Annotated in this window: 20 protein-coding genes; 14 read left to right on the top strand and 6 right to left on the bottom strand. The window is 71.7% G+C overall.

Annotated features, from left to right (window positions below):
• The first annotated feature begins 23 nt into the window (after nucleotides 1-23).
• Together C5N14_RS28750 and C5N14_RS28745 are read left to right on the top strand one after the other, a co-directional pair.
• Entirely contained in the window at nucleotides 24-908 is an 885-nt protein-coding gene (locus tag C5N14_RS28750; RefSeq protein ID WP_117672626.1) for an alpha/beta fold hydrolase, read from the top strand.
• Nucleotides 909-1,036: 128 nt separating this feature from the next.
• Entirely contained in the window at nucleotides 1,037-1,900 is an 864-nt protein-coding gene (locus tag C5N14_RS28745) for a helix-turn-helix transcriptional regulator (RefSeq protein WP_305792083.1), read from the top strand.
• Between the two features lie 206 nt (nucleotides 1,901-2,106).
• Here the strand turns inward: C5N14_RS28745 and C5N14_RS28740 are convergent, their stop codons facing one another.
• Nucleotides 2,107-2,865, bottom strand: coding sequence for a DUF899 domain-containing protein (locus C5N14_RS28740; RefSeq protein ID WP_117672624.1), 759 nt, complete (start codon nucleotides 2,863-2,865; stop codon nucleotides 2,107-2,109).
• Nucleotides 2,866-3,093: 228 nt separating this feature from the next.
• Between C5N14_RS28740 and C5N14_RS28735 the strand changes: the two genes are divergently transcribed.
• On the top strand, nucleotides 3,094-4,278 hold the full coding sequence (locus tag C5N14_RS28735; protein ID WP_117672622.1) for an acyl-CoA dehydrogenase family protein: 1,185 nt from the start codon (nucleotides 3,094-3,096) through the stop codon (nucleotides 4,276-4,278).
• Nucleotides 4,279-4,347: 69 nt separating this feature from the next.
• On the opposite strand, the gene C5N14_RS28730 is transcribed toward C5N14_RS28735, so the two are convergent.
• Entirely contained in the window at nucleotides 4,348-5,130 is a 783-nt protein-coding gene (locus C5N14_RS28730) for an inositol monophosphatase family protein (protein WP_165878265.1), read from the bottom strand.
• Between the two features lie 77 nt (nucleotides 5,131-5,207).
• The gene (locus C5N14_RS28725; protein WP_117672717.1) at nucleotides 5,208-5,417 is read right to left on the bottom strand and encodes a hypothetical protein; all 210 of its coding nucleotides are present in this window, start codon (nucleotides 5,415-5,417) and stop codon (nucleotides 5,208-5,210) included.
• A gap of 107 nt (nucleotides 5,418-5,524) precedes the next feature.
• Here C5N14_RS28725 and C5N14_RS28720 point away from each other — a divergent pair, with 107 nt between their 5' ends.
• A complete protein-coding gene (locus tag C5N14_RS28720; RefSeq protein WP_117672618.1) occupies nucleotides 5,525-5,860 on the top strand; it encodes a nucleotide pyrophosphohydrolase in 336 nt (111 codons plus the stop codon).
• Between the two features lie 234 nt (nucleotides 5,861-6,094).
• Here the strand turns inward: C5N14_RS28720 and C5N14_RS28715 are convergent, their stop codons facing one another.
• Nucleotides 6,095-7,000 (bottom strand): bile acid:sodium symporter family protein, encoded by a 906-nt coding sequence (locus C5N14_RS28715; RefSeq protein WP_117672715.1) that lies wholly within the window; start codon nucleotides 6,998-7,000, stop codon nucleotides 6,095-6,097.
• 655 nt (nucleotides 7,001-7,655) lie between these two features.
• Between C5N14_RS28715 and C5N14_RS28710 the strand changes: the two genes are divergently transcribed.
• Complete coding sequence (locus C5N14_RS28710) at nucleotides 7,656-9,770, top strand: RICIN domain-containing protein (protein ID WP_117672616.1); 2,115 nt, start codon at nucleotides 7,656-7,658, stop codon at nucleotides 9,768-9,770.
• Between the two features lie 247 nt (nucleotides 9,771-10,017).
• Here C5N14_RS28710 and C5N14_RS28705 read toward each other — a convergent pair whose 3' ends face one another.
• Nucleotides 10,018-11,148, bottom strand: a complete 1,131-nt coding sequence (locus tag C5N14_RS28705; RefSeq protein ID WP_128763688.1) for a hypothetical protein — start codon at nucleotides 11,146-11,148, stop codon at nucleotides 10,018-10,020.
• A 600-nt stretch (nucleotides 11,149-11,748) separates the two neighbouring features.
• On the opposite strand from C5N14_RS28705, the gene C5N14_RS28700 reads away from it, so the two are divergent.
• Nucleotides 11,749-13,101, top strand: a complete 1,353-nt coding sequence (locus C5N14_RS28700; protein ID WP_117672612.1) for a hypothetical protein — start codon at nucleotides 11,749-11,751, stop codon at nucleotides 13,099-13,101.
• A gap of 75 nt (nucleotides 13,102-13,176) precedes the next feature.
• Nucleotides 13,177-13,611 (top strand): radical SAM protein, encoded by a 435-nt coding sequence (locus C5N14_RS28695; RefSeq protein ID WP_117672610.1) that lies wholly within the window; start codon nucleotides 13,177-13,179, stop codon nucleotides 13,609-13,611.
• Here the strand turns inward: C5N14_RS28695 and C5N14_RS28690 are convergent.
• The gene (locus C5N14_RS28690; RefSeq protein WP_117672608.1) at nucleotides 13,593-14,096 is read right to left on the bottom strand and encodes a hypothetical protein; all 504 of its coding nucleotides are present in this window, start codon (nucleotides 14,094-14,096) and stop codon (nucleotides 13,593-13,595) included. The two genes, C5N14_RS28695 and C5N14_RS28690, sit on opposite strands and share 19 nt — an antisense overlap.
• A 229-nt stretch (nucleotides 14,097-14,325) precedes the next feature.
• Between C5N14_RS28690 and C5N14_RS28685 the strand changes: the two genes are divergently transcribed.
• From C5N14_RS28685 to C5N14_RS28655, 7 genes are all read left to right on the top strand, one after another.
• Nucleotides 14,326-15,258, top strand: a complete 933-nt coding sequence (locus C5N14_RS28685) for an STM4015 family protein (RefSeq protein WP_117672606.1) — start codon at nucleotides 14,326-14,328, stop codon at nucleotides 15,256-15,258.
• A gap of 7 nt (nucleotides 15,259-15,265) precedes the next feature.
• Nucleotides 15,266-16,207 (top strand): STM4015 family protein, encoded by a 942-nt coding sequence (locus C5N14_RS28680; protein WP_117672604.1) that lies wholly within the window; start codon nucleotides 15,266-15,268, stop codon nucleotides 16,205-16,207.
• Between the two features lies 1 nt (nucleotide 16,208).
• Nucleotides 16,209-17,339: an STM4014 family protein gene (locus tag C5N14_RS28675; RefSeq protein ID WP_207892906.1), complete on the top strand. Its 1,131-nt coding sequence runs from the start codon at nucleotides 16,209-16,211 to the stop codon at nucleotides 17,337-17,339.
• Nucleotides 17,327-18,130: an STM4013/SEN3800 family hydrolase gene (locus tag C5N14_RS28670; RefSeq protein WP_117672713.1), complete on the top strand. Its 804-nt coding sequence runs from the start codon at nucleotides 17,327-17,329 to the stop codon at nucleotides 18,128-18,130. Before C5N14_RS28675 ends, C5N14_RS28670 begins: the two co-directional genes overlap by 13 nt.
• Nucleotides 18,127-19,452 (top strand): STM4012 family radical SAM protein, encoded by a 1,326-nt coding sequence (locus C5N14_RS28665; protein WP_243640154.1) that lies wholly within the window; start codon nucleotides 18,127-18,129, stop codon nucleotides 19,450-19,452. The genes C5N14_RS28670 and C5N14_RS28665 overlap by 4 nt, the downstream gene beginning before the upstream one ends.
• A complete protein-coding gene (locus tag C5N14_RS28660; RefSeq protein ID WP_117672600.1) occupies nucleotides 19,449-20,333 on the top strand; it encodes an STM4011 family radical SAM protein in 885 nt (294 codons plus the stop codon). The genes C5N14_RS28665 and C5N14_RS28660 overlap by 4 nt, the downstream gene beginning before the upstream one ends.
• 121 nt (nucleotides 20,334-20,454) lie before the next feature.
• Complete coding sequence (locus tag C5N14_RS28655; RefSeq protein WP_165878264.1) at nucleotides 20,455-21,138, top strand: MFS transporter; 684 nt, start codon at nucleotides 20,455-20,457, stop codon at nucleotides 21,136-21,138.
• Nucleotides 21,139-21,411 lie beyond the last annotated feature (273 nt).

Here is a 21,411-nt window from a genome sequence, read left to right as displayed (position 1 = left end):
CATGCCCGCCGAGGAGGCACCCCATGCGTCAATCACAGGTCACCGTCAACGGTGTCGACATCGCATACCGTGAACTGGGCGAGGGGCCGCTGGCCCTCCTGGTGCACGGCTTCCCGTTCACACCCAACTCGTTCCGGCACCTGATGCCGGCGCTGGCCGACGCCGGCTACCGGGCCGTGGCCCCGTGGACGCGCGGCTTCGCCCCCAGCTCGGTCCCGCCGCCCGGCCGCGAACACCTCCGGGACATGGCGGCCGACGTCAACGCCCTGCACCAGGTCCTGGGCGGGGACGAGCGGGCCGTGCTGATCGGGCACGACTTCGGGGCGGCCAGCTGCTGGGCCGCGGCGGTGCAGGAGCCGCAGCGGTGGTCGCGGCTGGTCGCCTGCGACGTGCCGCCGTTCCAGTTCTTCGGCGAGTACCTGCTCGACCCCCGAGGCATCAACATCCAGGCCCACTTCTGGTTCTTCCAGATGGCCGCCGCCGACGAGCTGGTCGCCGCCAACGACCTGGCCTTCCTGGAGTTCATGCTGCACAAGTACTCACGGGACGGCTACGACGTCACCCAGGACCTGGCCGACATCCGGGCCGCCCTCGGCACCCCGGAGAACCTGCACGCCGCACTCGGCATGTACCGCACCAACTTCCCCGCCACGACGTTCGGCAGCCCCGAGTGGGCGGCCGAGCAGGGCGCGCTGTGGGGGGCCCTGCCGAGCCAGCCGACGCTGAACATCTTCGGCGTCCAGGACGTCGCCTTCGCGATGAACGAGGAGAAGCTCGCCCGGATCGTCGAGGCGCTGCCGAAGGGCTCGGCCGGCGCGCTGGTCCCCGACTCCCGGCACGTCCCGCTCACCGAGCAACCGGAGATCACCAACGGCCACATCCTGCGCTTCCTGGCCGAGACGGCCTGACCGGTCCGGACGGCTGATCGACCCCGGCCGGGCGCGGCGGACTCCCCTCCCCGCCCGGCCGGAAACGGTTGGTACTTCCACGGTGGGTACCACTGACAGTGTCATACTGGTCCGTCATACTGAGTCGCATGAATCCGCTGGGCGAGTTCCTCCGGTCGCGACGCGGCGTCATCCGGCCGCAGGACGCCGGCCTGGCCCGCTACGGCGAGCGCCGACGGGTCTCCGGGCTGCGCCGCGAGGAGCTGGCCCAGCTCGCCGGGGTGAGCGTCTCCTACTACACCCGGCTGGAGCAGGGCCAGGCGCACAACGTGTCCGACGAGGTGCTCGACGCGGTCGCCCGCGCGTTGCAGCTCGGCGGCGACGAGCGGGCGCACCTGTTCACGCTGGCCCGCCCCGGCCGGACGGCGCCCGAACGGGCCGTCCGGGCCAGCTCCGCGCCGCCGGCCCTGCGCCAGATGCTCGCGATGATGCCCGACGTGCCGGCGATGGTGCTCAGCGCCTCGACCGACGTGCACACCTGGAACCCACTGGGCCACGCCCTGCTCGCCTGGCACCTCGACGAGGCGCCCAACATGAGCCGGTCGGTCTTCCTCGATCCCCGGATGCGCGCGCTGTACGCCGACTGGCCGGGCAAGGCCCGTTCGGTGGTGGCGTACCTGCGGATGGCCGTGGGCCGCTACCGCGACGACCGCCGGGTCGTCGGGCTGGTCGAGGAGCTGCTGTCCCGCAGCCCGGAGTTCGCCGGGATGTGGGCCGAGCACCCGGTCAGCACCTGCGAGACGATGACCTACGACATGACCCACCCGGTGGTCGGCGCGCTGACGGTCAACCAGCACACGCTGCGGCTGGAGGAGACCCCGGACCTGATGCTGGTGACCTTCACCGTCGAGGCCGGCTCGCCGTCGGCGGCGGCGCTGCGGATGCTCGGCGGCATTCCCCGGCGCGCCGCGGCCCCGGTGCCGGCCCAGCGGCACAGTGTCGCCGTCCCCTGATCCCCCGCGCCACCCGGCGCACGGCCCGAACGGCTCCCGATCCGGGCGACGCACGGCCCGGGCGACGCGCGGTCGCGGCGACCGGGCCCTGGCCGTCCTGCCCCCACGCACGACGGCGGCCGGCTCCCCGGCGACGGCCGAAGCCGCCGGACCGGGAACCGGCCGCCGCGGACGGTGGGATGCCGCCGCACCCCACCGTGCCGCCGTCACTGCGTTCCGGCCTCCGTCGGCTGCGCGGCCGGGCTCTCGTGGCGTACCTGCCGCACCTCGAACTTGTTCAACCCGGTCCACCAGTTCTCGCCCGGGTTGGGGGCCTGCTCGGCGTCGTAGCGGTCGTGGTGCCGCCACCAGTCCCACGGGTGCGCCAGCCCCTCCTCCTGCCGGCCCAGCGGGGTGACGTCGAGGTAGTTGTAGGTGTTGATGAACACCTCGCCGCCCCGGTCGAACACCGAGCTGGCGTGGAAGATCTTCTCGCCGTCGCGGATGAAGGAGCTGACCGCCGGCAGCTCGCCCTTCTCCATGGTGACATTGAAGTCGTAGTTGAAGTCACTGCCGTACGACGACACCCACGGGATGTGCGCCCAGCCCATCCGGGCCTTGAACTGCTCGATCTTCTCCAACGGGGCCCGGGCGATCATCACGAACGAGGTGTCCCGGGCGTGCATGTGCGACAGGTCCCCGACGTTGTCGGCCTGCATCGAGCAGCCGACGCAGCCCTCCTTCGCATCCGGGGCGAACATGAAGTGCCGGACGAGCAGCTGGCGACGCCCCTGGAACAGGTCGAGCAGCGTCACCTCACCCGTGGGCGAGGCGAACACGTACTCCTTCTCCACCGGCACCACGGGCATGGCCCGGCGCGCGGCGCTGAGCTGGTCGCGGGCGCGGGTCAGCGCCTTCTCCTCCTCCAGCAGCCTCTCCCGGGCGGTGGTCCATTCCTCACGCGAGACGACCTGCGGAAAACTCATCGTTCCTCCCTCAACGGTCGCCGCCGGCCCACACGAAGACCGGGCGACACCTGCGACCATGACACGGCCCCGGCGGCACCGACTTCTCCACTCGTGCCCAATTCCTCGCCCTGAGCTGCACGGACACCGAGCAATCCAGAAGAGGTCGCGGTAGTCGGGATGTGACAACGTCAATGGCGCTTGACCGATATGACTCCGGTCGATCCGGTCGCCCGTTGAGGAGGACACGTGCCCACGACCACCGAAGCACCCACCCGCGAGGAGCTGGTCCAGCGCGCCGCGGATCTCGTGCCGCTGATCCGCAAACACGCGGCGTGGCAGGAGGAGAACCGTCGCCTCCACGACGAGACGGTAGCGGCGATCGAGGAGGCGGGGCTGTTCAAGCTCCGCACCCCCCGCCGCTACGGCGGGTACGAGGTGGACACCCGCACGCTCGTGGCGGTCGCCACCGAGCTGGGCCGGGGCGACGCCAGCACCGCCTGGGTCACCTCCGTGCTGTGGATCCCCACCTGGCTCGCCGGCCTGTTCCCCGACGCGGCCCAGGACGAGGTGTTCGGCACGCCCAACGCCCGGGTCTGCGGCACCAACAGCGTCGGCGGCACGGCCGTCCCCACCGACGGGGGCGTCGTCGTCAACGGAAGCTGGCACTTCATCAGCGGGGCACACCACGCGCAGTGGCAGGAGATCGCCGCGGTCGTGCTGCGCCCGGACGCCGAGCCGGAGCCGATCATGGCGCTGGTGCCGATCGGCAGCCTGGAGATCGTCGACGACTGGTACACCACCGGCCTGACCGCCACCGGCAGCGTCACCACCGTGGCCCGGGACCTGTTCGTCCCGAACAGTCACATCATTCCGATGAGCGCGGCGATGATCCCGCAGGGCCTGTCCCAGGGCAACGCCGACTCCCCCGTCTGGCGTACCCCGGCAGCGCTGAACGCGGCGGCGTCCGGCGTGGGCGCGGCGGTCGGCGTGGCCAAGGCCGCGCGGGACGAGTTCCTCGACCGGCTCCCCGGCCGGAAGATCACCTACACCGACTACGAGAACCAGAGCGAGGCGCCGGTCACGCACCTGAAGATCGGCACCGCGCTCATGAAGATCGACCAGGCCGAGTTCCACGCGTACCACGCCGCCGACCTGGTCGACAGCAAGGCGGCCAGCGGCGCGGAGTGGACGCTGGAGGAGCGGGCCCGGGTCCGCGCCGACCACGGCTGGGCCACCCGGCTGGCCAAGGAGGCGGTGGACATCTTCGCCTCCGCCAGCGGCGGCTCGTCCATCTACCGCGACGTGCCGATCCAGCGGATCGCCCGGGACGTCAACGCGATGAGCCTGCACGGGCTCATCAACGCCGACACCAACACCGAGCTGTACGGCCGGGTCGTCTGCGGCCTGGGCCCGAACACCCTCTTCATCTGAGCCTTCCCCCGACGTGGCGAGCCGCCCGGCGCAACCCCCCGCCGGGCGGCTCGTCGCACCTGTTCGTGGTCAGCCCAGCGCGGCGACCCGGGGCCGGAACTCGTCGATCAGCTCCGGCGGCGCGGCGAGCACCCGGCTGCCGCGCACCTCCACGGCCGCGCCGGCCTCGGTGGCGATCACCAGGCCGGCCGCCCAGTCCCAGCGGAAGGTGCGATCCTCGACGTACGCGTCGCAGCGCCCCGCCGCCACCCAGCACAGGGCCAGCGCGGTGGAGCCGAGCATCCGCACCCCGCGTACGTCGCCGGCGAGGTCGGCCACGACGGCCGCCTGCACCCTGCGGTGGGCGACGTCGTACGCGTAGCCGCTGGCGAGGATGACCTCGTCGAGCGCGGTACCGGCGGGCCGGGCCAGCGGGGTGTCGCCCAGGTACGCGCCCCGGCCCCGGACGGCGTGGAACAGCTCGTCGTGCACCGGGTCGAGGACCACCCCCACGACCGGCCGCCAGCCGTCGGCCGTCTCCTCCTCGCAGGCCACGCTGACGCACCAGAACGGCATCCCGGACACGTAGTTCACGGTGCCGTCCAACGGGTCCAGCACCCAGCGCAGCCCGGAGCTGCCCGCCTGGCCGCTGCCCTCCTCGGCCAGGATCCCGTCGGCGGGCCGGCGGGCACGCAACAGCTCGACGACGCGCGCCTCGCTGGCCCGGTCCGCCTCGCTCACCGGGTCGGTGGACGCTGTCTTGTAGTCGACCCGGCCGTGGTCGCCGAAGCGCCGCAGCAGCTCCCGACCGCCGAGGCGCGCCGCGTCCTCGGCGACCCGCCGGCAGTCGTCCAGTTCGGCGTCACTGACCATCGCGCTCTCCTCGCCAGGTTCGGGGACGGTCATGATCGTTGCACCGCAGCGGGCCGGGCACCACTCACCCTCCCCCTTCAGCGGCGCGGGCGGCGGGCGCAGGGGCCGTCGTGGTCGGCGCGCAGCAGGCAGCGCCCGCCGCCGCCGGGCACCCGCCGGTCGCAGAAGACCCGGTGGCGTACGTTCTGGTCGTCCTCGGCGGACACGGTGGTCTCCCCCGGGTCGGCGTGCGGCAGCACGAGCAGCCACCGCGCCCACCGGATCGCCCCGCTGACCTGCCAGCTCAGGAGCGCGCCCGGCGAGACCGTCGGTCGCCACCTCCTACCGGGTACATGACGGCGGCCCGTGGGTACCGTACTCACGGGTGCGACACCGGCACGGTGTGGAGGATGCTGTGGACGAGCTGACGACCAGGGTACGAGCGTTCGCCGAGGAGCGGGACTGGCAGCAGTTCCACACACCGAAGAACCTCGCCATGGCCCTCGCCGGCGAGGTCGGTGAACTGCTGGCCGAGTTCCAGTGGCTGACGCCCGAGCAGGCCGCCGCCGTGATGGACGACCCCGAGGCCGGCGGCCGGGTCGAGGCGGAGATCGGCGATGTGATGATCTACCTGACCCGCCTCGCCGACGTGCTCGGTATCGACCTGTCGGAAGCGGCGCTGACGAAGCTGGACGAGGTCGCCGCCCGTTACCCCGTCGCCGAGGCCAGGGGGTCGGCCGCCAAGCGGTAGCCGATAGGGCCGTAGTCATCGGGCCACCCGAGCTCAGAGCCGCGTTCGCACACCTGGCCCGCCGCTACGCCTACGCCGCAACCGACGCACCCGCCAAGCCGACAGGCGACGTGGACGCCGACCGTGCTCTGGACGGATGAGCGTGCGCGTGCGGAATATCGAAGGACAGCGAAGCGGCGTCCCAGGCCCGCGCCGAAGCCGAACGGGAGTCCGGATCCGGCGCGGGCCAGCGGGTCACACCCTGCTGGGAGTCGCCAACCGCTCGGTGCCCCCGGTCCCGGCCCGCACCCGGCGGGAGACGATGATGCCGAAGACGGCGGCGGTGAAGAACATGACGAAGCCGTACGTCACCGACGGCATCGCCATCGTGGAGTTGTCGAGCAGCGTCGGGCTCATCCCGATGGTGATGGCCAGGCTGGCGTTGTGCAGGCCGATCTCGAACGCCGAGGCGATCGACTCGCGCTCGCCGACCTTGAGCAGGCGCGGGCCGAAGTAGCCGAGCGCCATACTGATCAGGTTGAACGCCACGACCGCGAGGATGATCTCGGCGAGGATGTCGAACACCTCCTCGCCGAGGCCGGCGATCACGCTGGAGATCATCAGGAGCAGCGCCACGACCGACAGGATCTTGACGGCGCGCTCCATACGGATGGCGGCGTTGGTGAACTTCGCGCGGACGGCCATCCCGATGGCGATCGGGATCAGAACCAGGGCGAAGACCTGGATCACCTTGTCGAACTGGAGGCCGATGGAGCTGTCCGATCCGGCGAAGGCCGACACCGACAGGTTCACGATGATCGGCAGCGTGAACAGCGCCAGCACCGAGTTGACCGCGGTCAGCGAGATGTTGAGCGCCAGGTCGCCCTTGAACAGGTGGCTGTAGAGGCTGGCCGTGCTGCCGCCGGGCGAGGCGGCGAGCAGCATCATGCCGACCGCCAGTTCGGGGCGCAGGTTGAACGCGACCACCAGGCCCAGGCAGATCGCCGGCAGGATCAGCATCTGGGAGACCAGGCAGACCACCATCGCCTTGGGGTATTTCACCACCCGGCGGAAATCCTCAAGGGTCAGGGTGAGGCCGAGGCCGAGCATGACGATGCCCACAACGATGGGAAAAAGTATGAGGACCGAATCGCTACTCATGATCACTCTGCCTTCTGGTCGTAAGAGATCCATGAGTTTCACATCGGCGATCGACGCCGTACTTCTCAGAACTTGCCCTGTGCGGCGCCGGTATCCGCGCCAGGTGCACAGTGGACCATGACCATGTAAAACGGCAGGTGCCGCTGGTCGACATCCTCCCGCAGAGGGCTACTCACCCCGCCCTCGGAGCCCGCAGCGGACCCGCAGCGGCTGTGCGCCGGACAAGAACTGGACGCGCTACCCGTAGAGGTCGCGACCGACCCTCGTCGTGCGCGGCTCGACCGGCCCGCCCGCTGACTCGTACCACCTCTGGCGTCCACGCACGATCGACAGCGCCGATGGCGACAGTTTCTTAGCGACTTGTATAAAGTCGCCAAGAAAGTTGCCGCGTTGTGTTGACATGCCGCAGCGTCGACGTGTTTCCTCCTTGTCACAGGCGTCGATGGATCCGGCGCGGCACAGCACCCACCTCCACCCCGGCGACCCGCCAGTCGACGTCGGGCCGGACGGTCATGCCCGCCCACCGGTGACCGGCCCCCCGACCGTCCCAGAACAGGAGTCTCAGTTGTCAAGATCGAAAAACATCAGGTGGCGTACGGCGCTGCTGGCGCTCGGCGTCACCGCCGCGGCCGTCGGCACGACCGGCGCGGTCACCATGACCGCCGCGTCCGCCGCCAGCAGCGGCCGGCTCACCAGCGCCGCCAACGGCAAGTGCCTCGACGTGACCGACGGCTCCACCGCCAACGGCAACCAGCCCCAGATGTGGAGCTGCGCGACCGGCCCCAACCAGACCTGGACCCTCGCCGACAACGGCTCCGTGCAAGGCCTCGGCAAGTGCCTCGACGTCGCCAACGGCTCCACCGCCGACGGCGCCGTGGTGCACATCTGGACCTGCTACGACAGCGTCGCCAGCCAGAAGTGGCAGCTGACCTCGGCCGGCGACCTGGTCAACACCGCGTCCGGCAAGTGCCTGGACATCAAGGACAACAACCTCGCCGACGGCGCCAAGCTGCAACTGTGGTCGTGCGCTGGCACCGCCAACCAGAAGTGGACGTTCGGCGGCGGCAGCACTCCGACCCCGACCCCGACCACGACCGGCGTGCCGAACAACCCCAACAACCCCGACCTCGGCCCCAACGTGTCGGTGTTCGACCCGTCGATGACGCAGGCCACCATCCAGAACCGGCTCAACACCGTATTCAACCAGCAGGTCACCAACCAGTTCGGCAACCAGCGCTACGCGTTGCTGTTCAAGCCCGGCACGTACAACGTCAACGCCAACGTCGGGTTCTTCACCCAGGTCGCCGGCCTCGGCATCAGCCCCGACTCGGTCGTCATCAACGGTGCCGTGCACGCCGAGGCGGACTGGTGGCCGGACGGCTCGCAGAACGCGACGCAGAACTTCTGGCGGTCCGCGGAGAACCTGTCCGTGACCCCGACCGGTGGCCTGGACCGCTGGGCGGTGTCGCAGGCCGCGCCGTACCGGCGGATGCACGTCCGGGGCAACCTCGCGCTGTCCGACGGCGGCTGGTCCTCCGGCGGATGGATCTCCGACAGCAAGATCGACGGCCAGATCCAGTCCGGTTCGCAGCAGCAGTGGATCACCCGCAACTCCGCGATCGGTAGCTGGAGCGGCAGCAACTGGAACCAGGTGTTCGTCGGCACCAGCGGCGCGCCGGCCAACAGTTTCCCGAGCCCGCCGTACACCACCGTCGGCACCACCCCGGTCGTGCGGGAGAAGCCGTTCCTGTACGTCGACTCCACCGGCGCCTACCAGGTGTTCGTGCCGGCGCTGCGGACCAACTCCAGCGGCAACAGCTGGCAGAGCGGCACCACGGCCGGCAGCTCCCTGCCGATCAACCAGTTCCACATCGTCAAGGCCGGCGCCACCGCCGCGAGCATCAACGCGGCCCTCTCCGCCGGACAGAACCTGCTCTTCACGCCCGGTGTGTATCACGTCAACGACACGATCCGGATCACCCGGGCCAACACGGTCGTGCTCGGCCTCGGCCTGGCCACGATCGTGCCGGACAACGGGGTCACCGCGATGAGCGTCGCCGATGTCGATGGCGTGAAGGTCGCCGGCATCCTCTTCGACGCCGGCACGACCAACTCGCAGGTCCTCATGGAGGTCGGCCCGTCCGGCTCCACCGCCGACCACGCCGCGAACCCGACGTCGCTGCACGACGTGTTCTTCCGCGTCGGCGGCGCCATCGCCGGCAAGGCGACCGTCAGTCTGCGGGTCAACAGCAACAACGTGATCGGCGACCACATGTGGATCTGGCGGGCCGACCACGGCAACGGCGGCACCGTCGGCTGGAACATCAACACCGGCGCCAACGGCCTCGTCGTCAACGGCAACAACGTCACCATGTACGGCCTGTTCGTCGAGCACTACCAGCAGTACCAGACCATCTGGAACGGCAACGGCGGCCACACGTACTTCTACCAGAACGAAATCCCGTACGACGTGCCGAACCAGGCCAGCTGGTCCAGCGGCGGCGGGGCGCAGGGCTGGGCCGCGTACAAGGTCGGCGCATCCGTCACCAGCCACGAGGCGTGGGGGCTGGGCAGCTACTGCTACTTCTCCACCAATCCCAGCGTCGTGCTCGGGCACTCGTTCGAGGTCCCGGTGACCCCGAACGTCAAGTTCCACAACATGGTCACCGTCTCCCTCGGCGGCACCGGCACGATCGCCCGCGTCATCAACAACACCGGCGCGACCGTCAACAGCGGCAATCAGGTCGCCTTCCTGGTCAACGGCCCGTAACCGCCCCGACCGAAGGTGCGGCGCCGTCCCCGGTGGCGACGCCGCACCGCGACCTCACAAGAAATCGAGACGGAGAGGCCCAGGCACGCGACGACGACGAGGCAGATGATGACGGTGAGGGTGCGGTAGGCGGGTCAGTTCTCCGACCACCAGGCCGAGGCACCGTAGACGGTGGGAACCAGCAGGAGGAGACTGAGCCCGATGAGCGGGATGGCGATCCTCCAGCGGCTCCACACGCTCGTCAGCGCTACGGGTAGATGGTGCCGATCATCGAAACGCACCACTCGCCCTCTACCAGGGCGGCCTCCACGTACATCTCCCAGCCAGGTTTCACGAGGTCGCTGATCTCCTGCGGGACAGACACGTCGACGAGCCGGTCAGGGGAGTAGGCAGCGAAGCGGACCAGACCAGGTTCGACGGCGCTGACGAACAGAAAGTCCTCGACGGCATCCTCGACCTCCGACTCGCCGAATTCGCGCTCGGCGTCGCACAGCTCGTTCCATCTCCGTTGAACTTTCTCGGCGGCCGGCAAGGCGTACGCGGCGGCGTCGGCGTGCTCCAGCATGGGCTGCACGTCCGCCGTCGTGATGCCGTAGTCCCGGGTGGTGAGCCAGTATCCGAGCTCGCGCACGACGGGCCCGGCCGCCCGGCGGGCCGCCTGGCTCAGGATGGCCTTCGGAACGTAGGAGCCGAGGAACCCGCCGATGTTCCCGGGGATCTCCTCCGGCCCGTACAACCGGCAGAACCCACCGCCGCCCTCGCGGCTCTCGTCGTACGCGCCGTACAACTGGCGGCTGTTGTCGGTCAGGCTCTCGTAGCCGCGCCAATTCAGGCAGCCGAGCAACAGTTCGATGACGGATCTGTAGTTCGCGAAAGCGCGCTTGGAACGGCGCTCGCGCTGCTCGGCGAGGAACTTGTCCAGCGCCTCCACGATGTTGTCCCCCCGCAGGCTTATGGCCCGCTCCTTCGCGGCCGCCTCCTCCCGCGTGGCCAGTTCGAGGGCCCGTTTGTTGTCGTCGTCGTTCAGCGGCTCGTCAGGCGGAGCCCACACCACCTCGTGGCGTTCACACTGGGCGGCGAGCCGACTCAGCAGCGCGGGATTCACCTTGGACGACGCCTTGATCTCCGGCTCTGCGTTCGGCGCGTACACGATCACCCGCACCGGCCGGGTCAGCGCCTCCAGCCCGTTCACCACCGACAGCATCACCAGGTCGTCCAAGGTCCAGTCCAGCTCCATCCCGTGCAGTTCCCGGGTGTGCTCCCGGTACCGAAGCACGGCCACCCAACTTCCCGGCCCCGGCTCGCCTTCGTCGTCTCGCACCCCGTACGCGTGCATGATGACCGGCGCTGAGCTGGAAACCTTGGAATCACCGGGCATGAACGCACTCCTCGATCATGCGGAAGGGTGTCGACACAGCCGTACATTAGTGCGCCGCGACCCGCGCCACCACCCTGCGGGATACGACAGGGATTGACATTCGAGGGCCGTAAACCGAAAGGCATGTAACAAAACGCAACGTGGAGAGGGGCGGGAGCGGATGGCCGAAGATATGGGATCGACAGTCCTCCGGCGGCAGCTCGGGCGGCCGTAGGCGACGGCAAGGACCCGGCCGGCCCCCCGCCCTCACCTTCTCCCCCACCGCCTGGACCAGCTTCCTCCAGGCCACCTGGACTTCACGCTGAGGGCACACTCCGGCAGGCGCGGGCGAGGTTGCGGGCAACGAGCTGGCGCCGGCGCTGCGCCGGCTGCACACCGCCCTGCTCGACCGCCTCGTGGACGGCTCGGGATTCAGTGCCCCGTGAAGCGGGATGTGACGTCAACGCCGAGGGGACGCCGTCCGGGTGGCCCGTCACGGGATCAGGCTGCGGGGCGGGGTGTTCGCGGCGCGGGGGACGGCGGTAACGTTGCGCCCCATCATGCCCCGCGCAGCGCTCGTCGGTGGGGCCTGAGATCGCCGATCGTATGGAGGATGCCGGAATGTCCACCGGGGAGCCGTTCGCGGTACGCAACGAGCTGAGCGGGCGGCCGAGCTTCGAGCAGGCGCTGCGCGGCTACGACAAGCGGCAGGTCGACCGGTACGTCGAGCAGGTCGACGGCGCCGCCGCGACGCTGGCGGCCGAACGAGACCGGGCGCAGCACCAGTTGCGCAACCTCACCCTCCAGTTCCAGCAGCTCCAGGCGGAGGTGTCCGAGCTGCGCCAGCGCCCGACGCAGGTGGACCGGGCGTCGTTTCGGGACCTGGGACCGATGGTCGACCAGATCCTCGCGCTGGCGGAGAAGCAGGCCGGGCTGATCGCCGAGACCGCCGCGCAGCGGGCCGGCGAGTTGCAGGGCGAGGCGGAGCGGGTCCTGGTGGAGGCGCGGGAGCACGCCGCCCAGGCGCTGCACGACCTGGAGTCGGAGCTGTCGGCGCGGCGGGCCGAACAGGACAAGGCGTACGAGGAGCGGCGCGCGGCGGCCGAGGCGCAGCTCGCGGACATCCAGGAGCTGGTGGAGCAGTTGCGGGTGGACGGCGAGGCCGCCCACGAGCACGCCCAGCAGGAGGCGAAGCGGATCAACGAGCTGACCGCCCAGCAGGTGGAGCAGGCCCGCGCCGCGGCCGAGGCGCTGACCAAGGCGGCCCGTGCGCAGATCCAGCAGGAGGTCCAGGCGGCGCGTGCGCAGAGCCAGCAGGAGCTGGCCCAGTGGCGGGTCAACGTGGAGCGGGAGATCAACGAGCGGCGGGCGGCGGCCGAGCAGGAGCTGGCCGAGCACCGGGCGGCGGCCGAGCGGGACGTCGCCGGCCAGCTCACCGCCGCGGAGGAGAAGATCGCGACGCTGATCGCCGAGGCGCAGCAGTACTCGACGGAGGTGCGCAAGCGCGCCGACGAGCAGGCGACCCTGCACCAGGAGCAGCTCACGGCGGTGCAGCAGGAGGTCGGCAGCCAGCGGCAGGCGCTGACGCAGTTGCACGCCGAGCTGGACAACGCCCAGCAGCAGCTCGCCCGGGTCCGCCAGGAGGGGGCGGCGACCGAGCAGGAGGTCCACCGGTTGCAGCAGCGCCTGACCGAGATCCGCCAGGAGCTCACGGCCGAGGCGAACCGGCTGGAGGAGGCCCGCCGTTCGTCCGACTCGGCCGAGCGGCACGCCAAGGACGTTCGGGCCCGGGTCCAGCGGGAGGCGAAGCGGGTGGCCGACCTGGCTGCCGCCGCGGTGATGGCCGCCGCTGCCGGGGGCGCCGAGACCGCCGAGTACCCGACGGTGCGGGTCCGGTCGGACTCGGACCGGCCGGCCGAGGATGCGGAGGGGACGCCGGTCGACCAGGCCCCGCCGGTGGCCTCACCGGCCTGACGCACGGCCCGCCCTGCGTCCGACGCCGACGTGGCGAGGACATGACGGAGAGCCGGCGATCTGTAGGCTGACCGGGTGCACGTGCCCACCGCGGACATCTATGTGACCTTCCGGTGCAACATGCGATGTCGGCACTGTTTCGTCGGGCCCGCGCTCGACCGGGGGACGGATCTACCGAGGGACGCGCTGATCGGCTTCCTCCGCACCGCGTGGTCGGACTGGAGCACCCGGGAAATCTCGTTTCTCGGCGGTGAGCCGACGCTACATCCGGACATCGACCTCGCCGTCCGGGCCGGACGGGAGATCGGATTCCGCATTCGCGTCGTGTCCAATGGCGGGCCCGCGCTGCTGCGCATGATGCCTCTTCGGATCGTCCGGCCCGCGTCCGCGCTCCCACCGGCACACCCGTCCGGTGACGGCGGTACGCCACGGCGTGTTCTGCGGTCGATCCTAGACCGGCCCCGCCCGACGCACGCGCCACCGGCAGGCGGTCAGCAGCCGCAGGTGTAGAAGAGGATGTCCCAGTGGCTGCCTTCCTTGGTGTACAGGTTCCCGGAGGCCGCGCGGTACTGGTAGCCGAAGCCGGAGATGTACCCGACGTAGGTGTAGTACGTCGAGATGTAGTTCTGCACACACGTGCTCAGGGCGATGTCCAGCTTGTAGCCGGTCCAGTGGCTGTAGGTGCCGTCGGTGTGGCCGACCTCGGTGCCGGCGGTGACCGTGACCGCGCAGCCGCTGGCCCGCTTGAACGTGATGATGCCGTCGATCGTCGCCTGCCGGACGCCGTCGAACGACGTGCAGGTGGCGGTGTAGCGGTCGCTGCAGTTGCCGCTGGAGGTCCAGGAGATGCCGGCGGCGGCCAGCTGTGCGGTGGCGCTGGAGTGTGTGATCGCCAGGGCGGGGCTGGCGAGACCGAAGGTGACGCCGATGGCGGCGAGCGAGGCGACGAGCAGGGTGACCGCTCGGCGGCGCAGCGTGGGGCGGGTCGTGGACATGGTTTCTCCCGGATAGCCGTGGGGGTCGGATAACTACGGTTCAGGGGCCGGCCTTGCAGAATTTCTACCAGGCATCGATACCTATGACTAGATGTGACGACCCTGCCTAGCCCTGCCTAGCCCTGCCACCGGCAGGATCCGGGTCCGACTGCCGACCATCGGTGATCTTCCTGTCGGTGCGAGCTGTTACGGTCGCGCCGCCGCTGAACCAGTCGAGCCGGAGGTTGGCGTGATCCGCTCCCATCTGTCGTCGTTCGCCGGGCTGCCCGTGCTGCCCTTCACCCCCGGGATGGCCCTGCCCGACGATCCGTCGGCGGTCGCCTGGCGGCTGGAGGTGGAGGACTTCGAGGCCGACCCGGAGGAGTTCGCCGCCCTGGTCACGGCCCTGCGCGACGAGGTGCCCGCCGACGCGGTCCGGGCCCTGGTGATCGGCGAGTGGGGCTCGGCGTACGAGCGGGCGCTGCCGGTCGACCTGCTGGTCGCGGTGGCGGAGAAGTGGACGTCGCTGCGGGCGGTCTTCCTCGCCGACCTGGTCAGCGAGCAGTGCGAGATCTCCTGGCTCACGCACGGTGACATCACCGGACTGCTGGCGGCGTACCCGTCGCTGGAGGTGCTGTGGGTGCGCGGGGCCAACGAGCTGCGCCTCGACCCGGTGCGGCACACCGGGCTGCGGGAGCTGGTCTTCCAGACCGGCGGGCTGCCCGGGTCGGTGACCGCCGCGGTGGGCGGGTCCGACCTGCCCGCGCTGGAGCGCCTCGAACTGTGGCTCGGCCGAAGGGACTACGGCGGCGACACGACCCCGGACGACCTGGCCGACGTGCTGGCCGGCACCCGGCTGCCGGCGCTGCGCCACCTCGCGGTGAGCAACGCCGAGCACGCCGACCAGATCGTGGCGGCGGTCGCCGCCGCGCCGGTGGTCCGCCAGCTGAAGGTGCTCGACCTGTCCAAGGGGGTGCTCACCGACGCCGGCGCGGAGGCACTGCTGGCCGGGGAACCGCTGACCCACCTGCGCCGCCTCGACCTGCACCACCACTTCCTCTCCGATTCCGCGCGGGAGCGGATCGTCGCCGCCCTGCCGGGCGTCGAGGTCGACCTGTCGGACCCGCAGGCCGCCGACGTGTACGACGGCCGCGAGTACCGCTTCACCGCGGTCGGGGAGTGAGCGGAACATGACCGAATCCGACACCGACTTCTTCGCCGGCCGCACGATCGTCGAGGTCCCCGCCGACGGCCCGCTGCCCGACACCGACGGCCCCACCGCCTGGCGGATCGCCACGCACGACTGGGACAACCGCACCGACCACAAGCTCTCCCCTGAGTTCCGCGACGCACTCGAACGGTTCGTCGACCGGGCCGGCGAGTCCGTGGAGGCACTGGTGATCGGCTCGTGGGGGTACGCGGCGTTCAACGTCGCCCCGATCGCCCAGCTCTGCGCGGCCGCGCCGCGCCTGCCCAACCTGAAGGCGCTGTTCCTCGGCGACATCGGCAGCGAGGAGTGCGAAATCTCCTGGATGCAGGTGGGCGACGTCAGCCCGCTGCTGACCGCCTACCCCGGCCTGGAGGTGCTGCGGGTACGCGGCGGGGAGGACTTCCGGTTCTCGCCGGTGCGCCACCAGCGGCTGCGCCGGCTGGAGGTGGAGAGCGGCGGGTTGCGCCCCGCCTTCGTCCGGGCGGTGCTCGACTCGGAGCTGCCCGCCCTGGAGGAGTTGGAGCTGTGGCTGGGCACCCCCGACTACGGCGGCGACACCACCGTGGCGGACCTGGCCCCGCTGCTGGCCGGGGAGCGGTTCCCCGCGCTGCGGCGGCTCGGGCTGTGCAACTCCGCGATCGCCGACGACCTCGCCGAGGCCCTCGCCGCCGCGCCGGTGGTGCGGCGGCTGGAGACGCTGGACCTGTCGCTGGGCACCCTCGGTGACCGGGGCGCCCTCGCCCTGGCCGGCGGGCAGCCGCTGACCCATCTCGCCAAGCTGGACCTGAGCCACCACTACGTCTCCGAGGACACCGTCGCGGCGGTGGAGGCGGCCCTGCCGGGCGTGGTGGACCTGTCCGACCCGCAGGAGGAGGACGAGGACGAGGACGAGACGTACCGGTACACGGCGGTGTCGGAGTGACATGCGGCTGACCGTCGTCGGCAACCCGGACAACCGGCGCGTCGGCCTGTTCACCCGCGCGGTGCTGGCCGCCGGCCTGCCCCGGCCGGCGGTGCTGCCCTGGGTCGACGTGCTCACCGGCGCGGCCCCGCCGCCGGCGGGCGCCCTGGTGCGCGTCGACTCCCCCGGCGAGGACCCCCAGGTGGACCGGCTGCTGCGTCGGGCGGCCAACCCGGCCCGGCACGGCGAGCTGATCGGCCTCGCCGACACGTACGCCGGCCTGGTCGACGGCCTCGGCCGGGTCGCCGCCGGCGGCGCGGAGCTGCTCAACGACCCGGCCGACGTGGCCGCGCTGTGCGACAAGCGCCGCTGCCACGCGCGGCTGTCCGCCGCCGGGGTCCCGGTGCCGGGCGCGCTGCCCCCGGTCGGCGGGTACGCGCAGTTGCGCGCGGCGATGGCGCGGGCGAGCTGGGCGCGGGTGTTCGTCAAGCCCGCGCACGGCTCCTCGGCGGCCGGGGTGATCGCCCTCGCGGTCGGCCCCGGCCGGGTCCGCGCGGTCACCCCGATCGAGGTGGCCCCCGACGGGCTGTTCAACTCGCTGCGGGTGCGCCAGTACGACGACGAGGCCACCATCGCCGCGATCGTCGACCGGCTCGCCCCAGAGGGGCTGCACGTGGAGCGGTGGCTACCCAAGGCGGGGCTCGGCGACCGGGTGGTCGACCTGCGGGTGGTGGTGATCGCCGGCCGTCCCACCCACGCGGTGGTGCGCGCCGCCCGGGGGCCGATGACGAACCTGCACCTGGGCAACGCGCGCGGCGACCTGGCCGAGCTGCGGGACGCCGCCGGGCCGGCGTCCTGGGCGGCGGCGATGGAGACCTGCGAACGGGCCGCCGCGTGCTTCCCGCGCAGCCTGCACGTCGGCGTCGACCTGATGTTCCTGCTCGGCTGGCGGCGGCACGCGGTGGCGGAGGTCAACGCGTTCGGGGACCTGCTGCCCGGCGTGCTGGCCGACGGCCGGGACACCTACGCCGAGCAGGTACACGCCCTGACCAGCGGCCGGTGGGACGACTGGCGGGCGGCCGGGGCGCGGGCCGGGCGGCCGGCGGGGCAGCCGGACCGGACCGGGCGGGAGGTGGTCGCGTGCGGAGCCTGATCGGCGGCCACGACGTCCTGATGGTCACCCTGGACACGCTGCGCTGGGACGTGGCCGACCGGCTGGCCGCCGCCGGGCGCACCCCGCACCTGGCGCGGGCGCTGCCTGGCGGCCGGTGGGAGCGCCGGCACTCCCCCGCCAGCTTCACCTACGCCGCGCACCACGCGTTCTTCGCCGGCTTCCTGCCCACCCCGGTCACCCCGGGCCGCCACGAGCGGCTGTACGCGGCGGCGTTCCCGGGCAGCGAGACGTCGGGCTCCGACACCTGGGTCTTCGACGCGCCCGACCTGCCGACCGCCCTGGCCGGGGAGGGCTACCACACCCTCTGCCTGGGCGGGGTGGGGTTCTTCAACCGGCGCAGTCCGCTCGGCGCGGTGCTGCCCGGCCTGTTCGCCGAGGCGCACTGGGAGCCGGAGTTCGGGGTCACCTCCCCCACCTGCCTGGACGCCCAGCTCGACCGGCTGGCCGAGGTGCTGCCCCGGGTCCCCGCTGCCCGGCCGCTGTTCACGTTCCTCAACGTCGCGGCGCTGCACCAGCCCAACCGGCACTACGTCCCCGGCGCCGCGCACGACGACCCGGCCAGCCACGCCGCCGCCCTGGAGTACGTCGACAGCCGCATCGGCCGGCTGTTCGCCCTGCTCACCGGGCGCGGCCGACCGGTGTTCACGATCGTCTGCTCCGACCACGGCACGGCGTACGGGGAGGACGGCCACACCGGCCACCGGATCGGCCACGACGTGGTGTGGACCGTCCCGTACGCCCACTTCACCCTGCGACCGGGAGAATGGTGACCAGCACCGACACGGGCCTCGACGGCTCGCCGTACCAGCAGTACCTGTACGCGTACCCGCACAAGACCTCGTACCGGGCGCTGCGGCCCCGGCCGCTGCTGGCCGACGTGTGGCGGACGCAGGCGCGCGACGCGCTGTTCCTCTACGTCCACCTGCCGTTCTGCGAGATGCGCTGCGGGTTCTGCAACCTGTTCACCCGGGCCAACGCGCCCGCCGAGCAGGTCACCGCGTACCTGCGGCAGCTCCGCCGGCAGGCCCGGCGGGTGGCCGACGCGCTCGGCGGCGACGCCGGGTACGCCCGCACGGCGCTCGGCGGCGGCACGCCGACCTACCTGACCGCCGACGAGCTGACCGAGCTGTTCGACATCGCCACGGCCACGCTCGGGGCGCGGCTGCCCGGCGTACCGCTGTCGGTGGAGACCTCGCCGGCCACCGCGACGGCGGACCGGCTCGCGGTGCTCGCCGCGCACGGCACCACCAGGGTGAGCATCGGGGTGCAGAGCTTCCTCGACGCCGAGGCCCGCGCGGCCGGCCGGCCGCAGCGCCGCACGGAGGTGGAGGCCGCCCTCGGCGCGATCCGCGACGCGCGGATCCCGGTGCTCAACATCGACCTGATCTACGGCATCGACGGGCAGACCGCCGACACCTGGCGGGAGAGCCTGGACGCGGCGCTGGCCTGGCGGCCGGAGGAGCTGTACCTGTACCCGCTGTACGTGCGACCGTTGACCGGGCTGGGCCGGCGGGCGCACGGCCGGGCGGACTGGGACGCGCAGCGGCTCGCCCTGTACGAGCAGGCGGTGGACGTCCTCGGCACGGCCGGGTACCGACAGGAGTCGATGCGGCAGTTCCGCCGGGCCGACGTGCCGGCGCCCGACGGCCCGGACTACTGCTGCCAGGACGACGGGATGGTGGGGCTGGGCTGCGGCGCCCGCTCCTACACGACGGAGCTGCACTACTCGTTCGACTACGCGGTGAGCGTGTCCGAGGTGCGGGCGGTGCTCGACGACTACCTGGCCCGCCCGGCCGACGACTTCCGGTTCGCCGAGTTCGGGTTCACCCTCGACGACACCGAGCAGCGCCGCCGCTGGCTGCTGAAGTCGCTGCTGCGCGCCGAGGGGGTGGACCCGGTCGCGTACCGGGCCCGGTTCGGCCGCCCGCCCGGCGAGGACTTCCCCGAACTGGGGCGGCTGGTCGACCGGGGCTGGGCCACCGACGGCGGGCTGCGGCTCACCCCGGCGGGGCTGGCCCGCTCCGACGCGGTCGGCCCGTGGCTGACCTCCGCGCGGGTGCGCCGCGCGATGACCGGGTACGTGCCGCGGTGAACCCGGCCGATCGGTGCGGCGGGGCAGCGGACCTCGCGATCCTCTACCGGGGACCCCTGACGAGCTGCAACTACGACTGCCCGTACTGCCCGTTCGCCAAGCGGCACGACCCGCCGGAGCTGCTGGCCGAGGACCGGTCGGCACTCGCGCGGTTCACCGGCTGGGTGGCCGCCACCACCGACGTGCGGCTGTCGGTGCTGTTCACCCCGTGGGGCGAGGGGCTGACCCGCCGCTGGTACCGCGAGGCGATGGTGACGCTGTCGCACCTGCCGCACGTCGACCGGGTGGTCATCCAGACCAACCTGGCCGCCCGGGTGGACTGGCTCGCCGACGCCGACCCGGCCCGGGCGGCGCTGTGGACGACGTACCACCCGGGGCAGGTCACCCGGGAGCGGTTCCTGGCCCGCTGCGCCCGGCTGGCGGAGCTGGGGATCCGGTTCTCGGTCGGGGTGGTCGGCCTGCCGGAGCACCTGGCCGAGGCGCGGGCCCTGCGCGCGGCGCTGCCACCGCAGGTGTACCTGTGGGTGAACGCCGCCGAGGGCCGCCGCTACGACGCCGCCGAGGAGGCGACCTGGACGGCGCTGGACCCGCTGTTCGGCTACAGCGTGCGCCCGCACCTGTCGCTGGACCGGCCGTGCCACGCCGGGGAGACCGCGATCTCCGTGCTCGGCGACGGCACGGTGCGCCGCTGCCACTTCGTCCCGGAGCCGATCGGCAACCTGTACGACGGGTCGTGGCGGGCCGCGCTGCGCCCCCGCACCTGCGTGAACGCGGTCTGCGACTGCCACATCGGGTACGTCCACCTCAAGCCGCTCGGGCTGCGCGACGTGTTCGCCGGTGGGCTGCTGGAACGCATCCCGGCCGCCTGGCCGCGCGGCTGACCTGGCCGCCCGCCGCGCGGCCAGGATCCTCGTTCTGCACCGCGTCGGGACCAGCCGCAACTCAGGATGAAAACAGCACACCAGATCGTCGGTATTGCCGTCGGTGCATTACACTCGCCGCGTGGTCCCACCCGGATACCAGGCACCGGCCCGGCCGCCGGTGGTTCGCCCGCTCTGGGTGTTTGCCAGCCCAGCGTTTGGTGCGCTACTCGCGGCCGGACTGCTCACCGCGCCCATCGGACCGCTGGCCAGCGCGATCCAGCGCGACCTCGGACTGTCCACCGTGGCCATGACAGCAACCTTGTTTGCACCGTACGTGGTAGCAATGGCGGCCCTGGTCGCGCCCGGCTACCTGCTCGGCGGGCGGTGGCCTACGGCAACCGGGGTGCCGGCGCTGGTACTCCTGATCGTCGGGAGCGTGGTGAGCGCGTTCGTGCCGGGTGCGGCGCTGATGGCGGTTGGGCGGGTGGTCGTCGGGCTGGGTGCCGGAACTCTGGTCGGCATCGCCCTCGCCCTGTCCGGTCAGCTGGGCCGCTGGCGTTCCCAAGCCCGGCTTGTGCTCGGCCTCGCACTCGGTGCCGCTCTTCTGCTCGGACCTGTCGCGAGCGGCTTGCTGACGCAGGCGCTGGGTTGGCGGTGGGCGTTCCTGGTTAACGTGCCGATGGCCGCAGCCGCGCTGGCCGTCGCCGTAGCGAGCGGCATCGCCATGTCGGTCCTGGGTGCGTCCCGGCCTAGCCCGCCGGCCGCCCCTGCTACGACAACGCCGCTCCCCAGCGAAGCCCCGTTCGGCGGCCCAGTGCGCTGACGATCCGCCAACGTGACAGACGGCGGGCCGGGTTGCGAGATCCGAGAGCGGCGCGGAATGATCAAGGCTCAGGTCTGGCCCGGACAGGTGCACTGGGGATTCCCGGCCGGACGGCCGGAAGGCGCTGAGACCTTCCGGGAAGCGCTAGGCTAACAACCTCGTGCATGATTGCGGATCCTTGAGCATTGATGGTCGTTGTTCATGCCATGGTGGGTGCTGCGATCATGCGGCTAGGGGTGTTCCCGGACCACGGCGGATTAGTTGGGTTACTAG

It is taken from the genome of Micromonospora sp. MW-13 (assembly GCF_003434305.1).
In the GTDB taxonomy this organism is placed as follows: domain Bacteria; phylum Actinomycetota; class Actinomycetes; order Mycobacteriales; family Micromonosporaceae; genus Micromonospora.
Note: the sequence above shows the minus strand (reverse complement) of the source record. Positions and strands in the feature narration are given on the sequence as shown.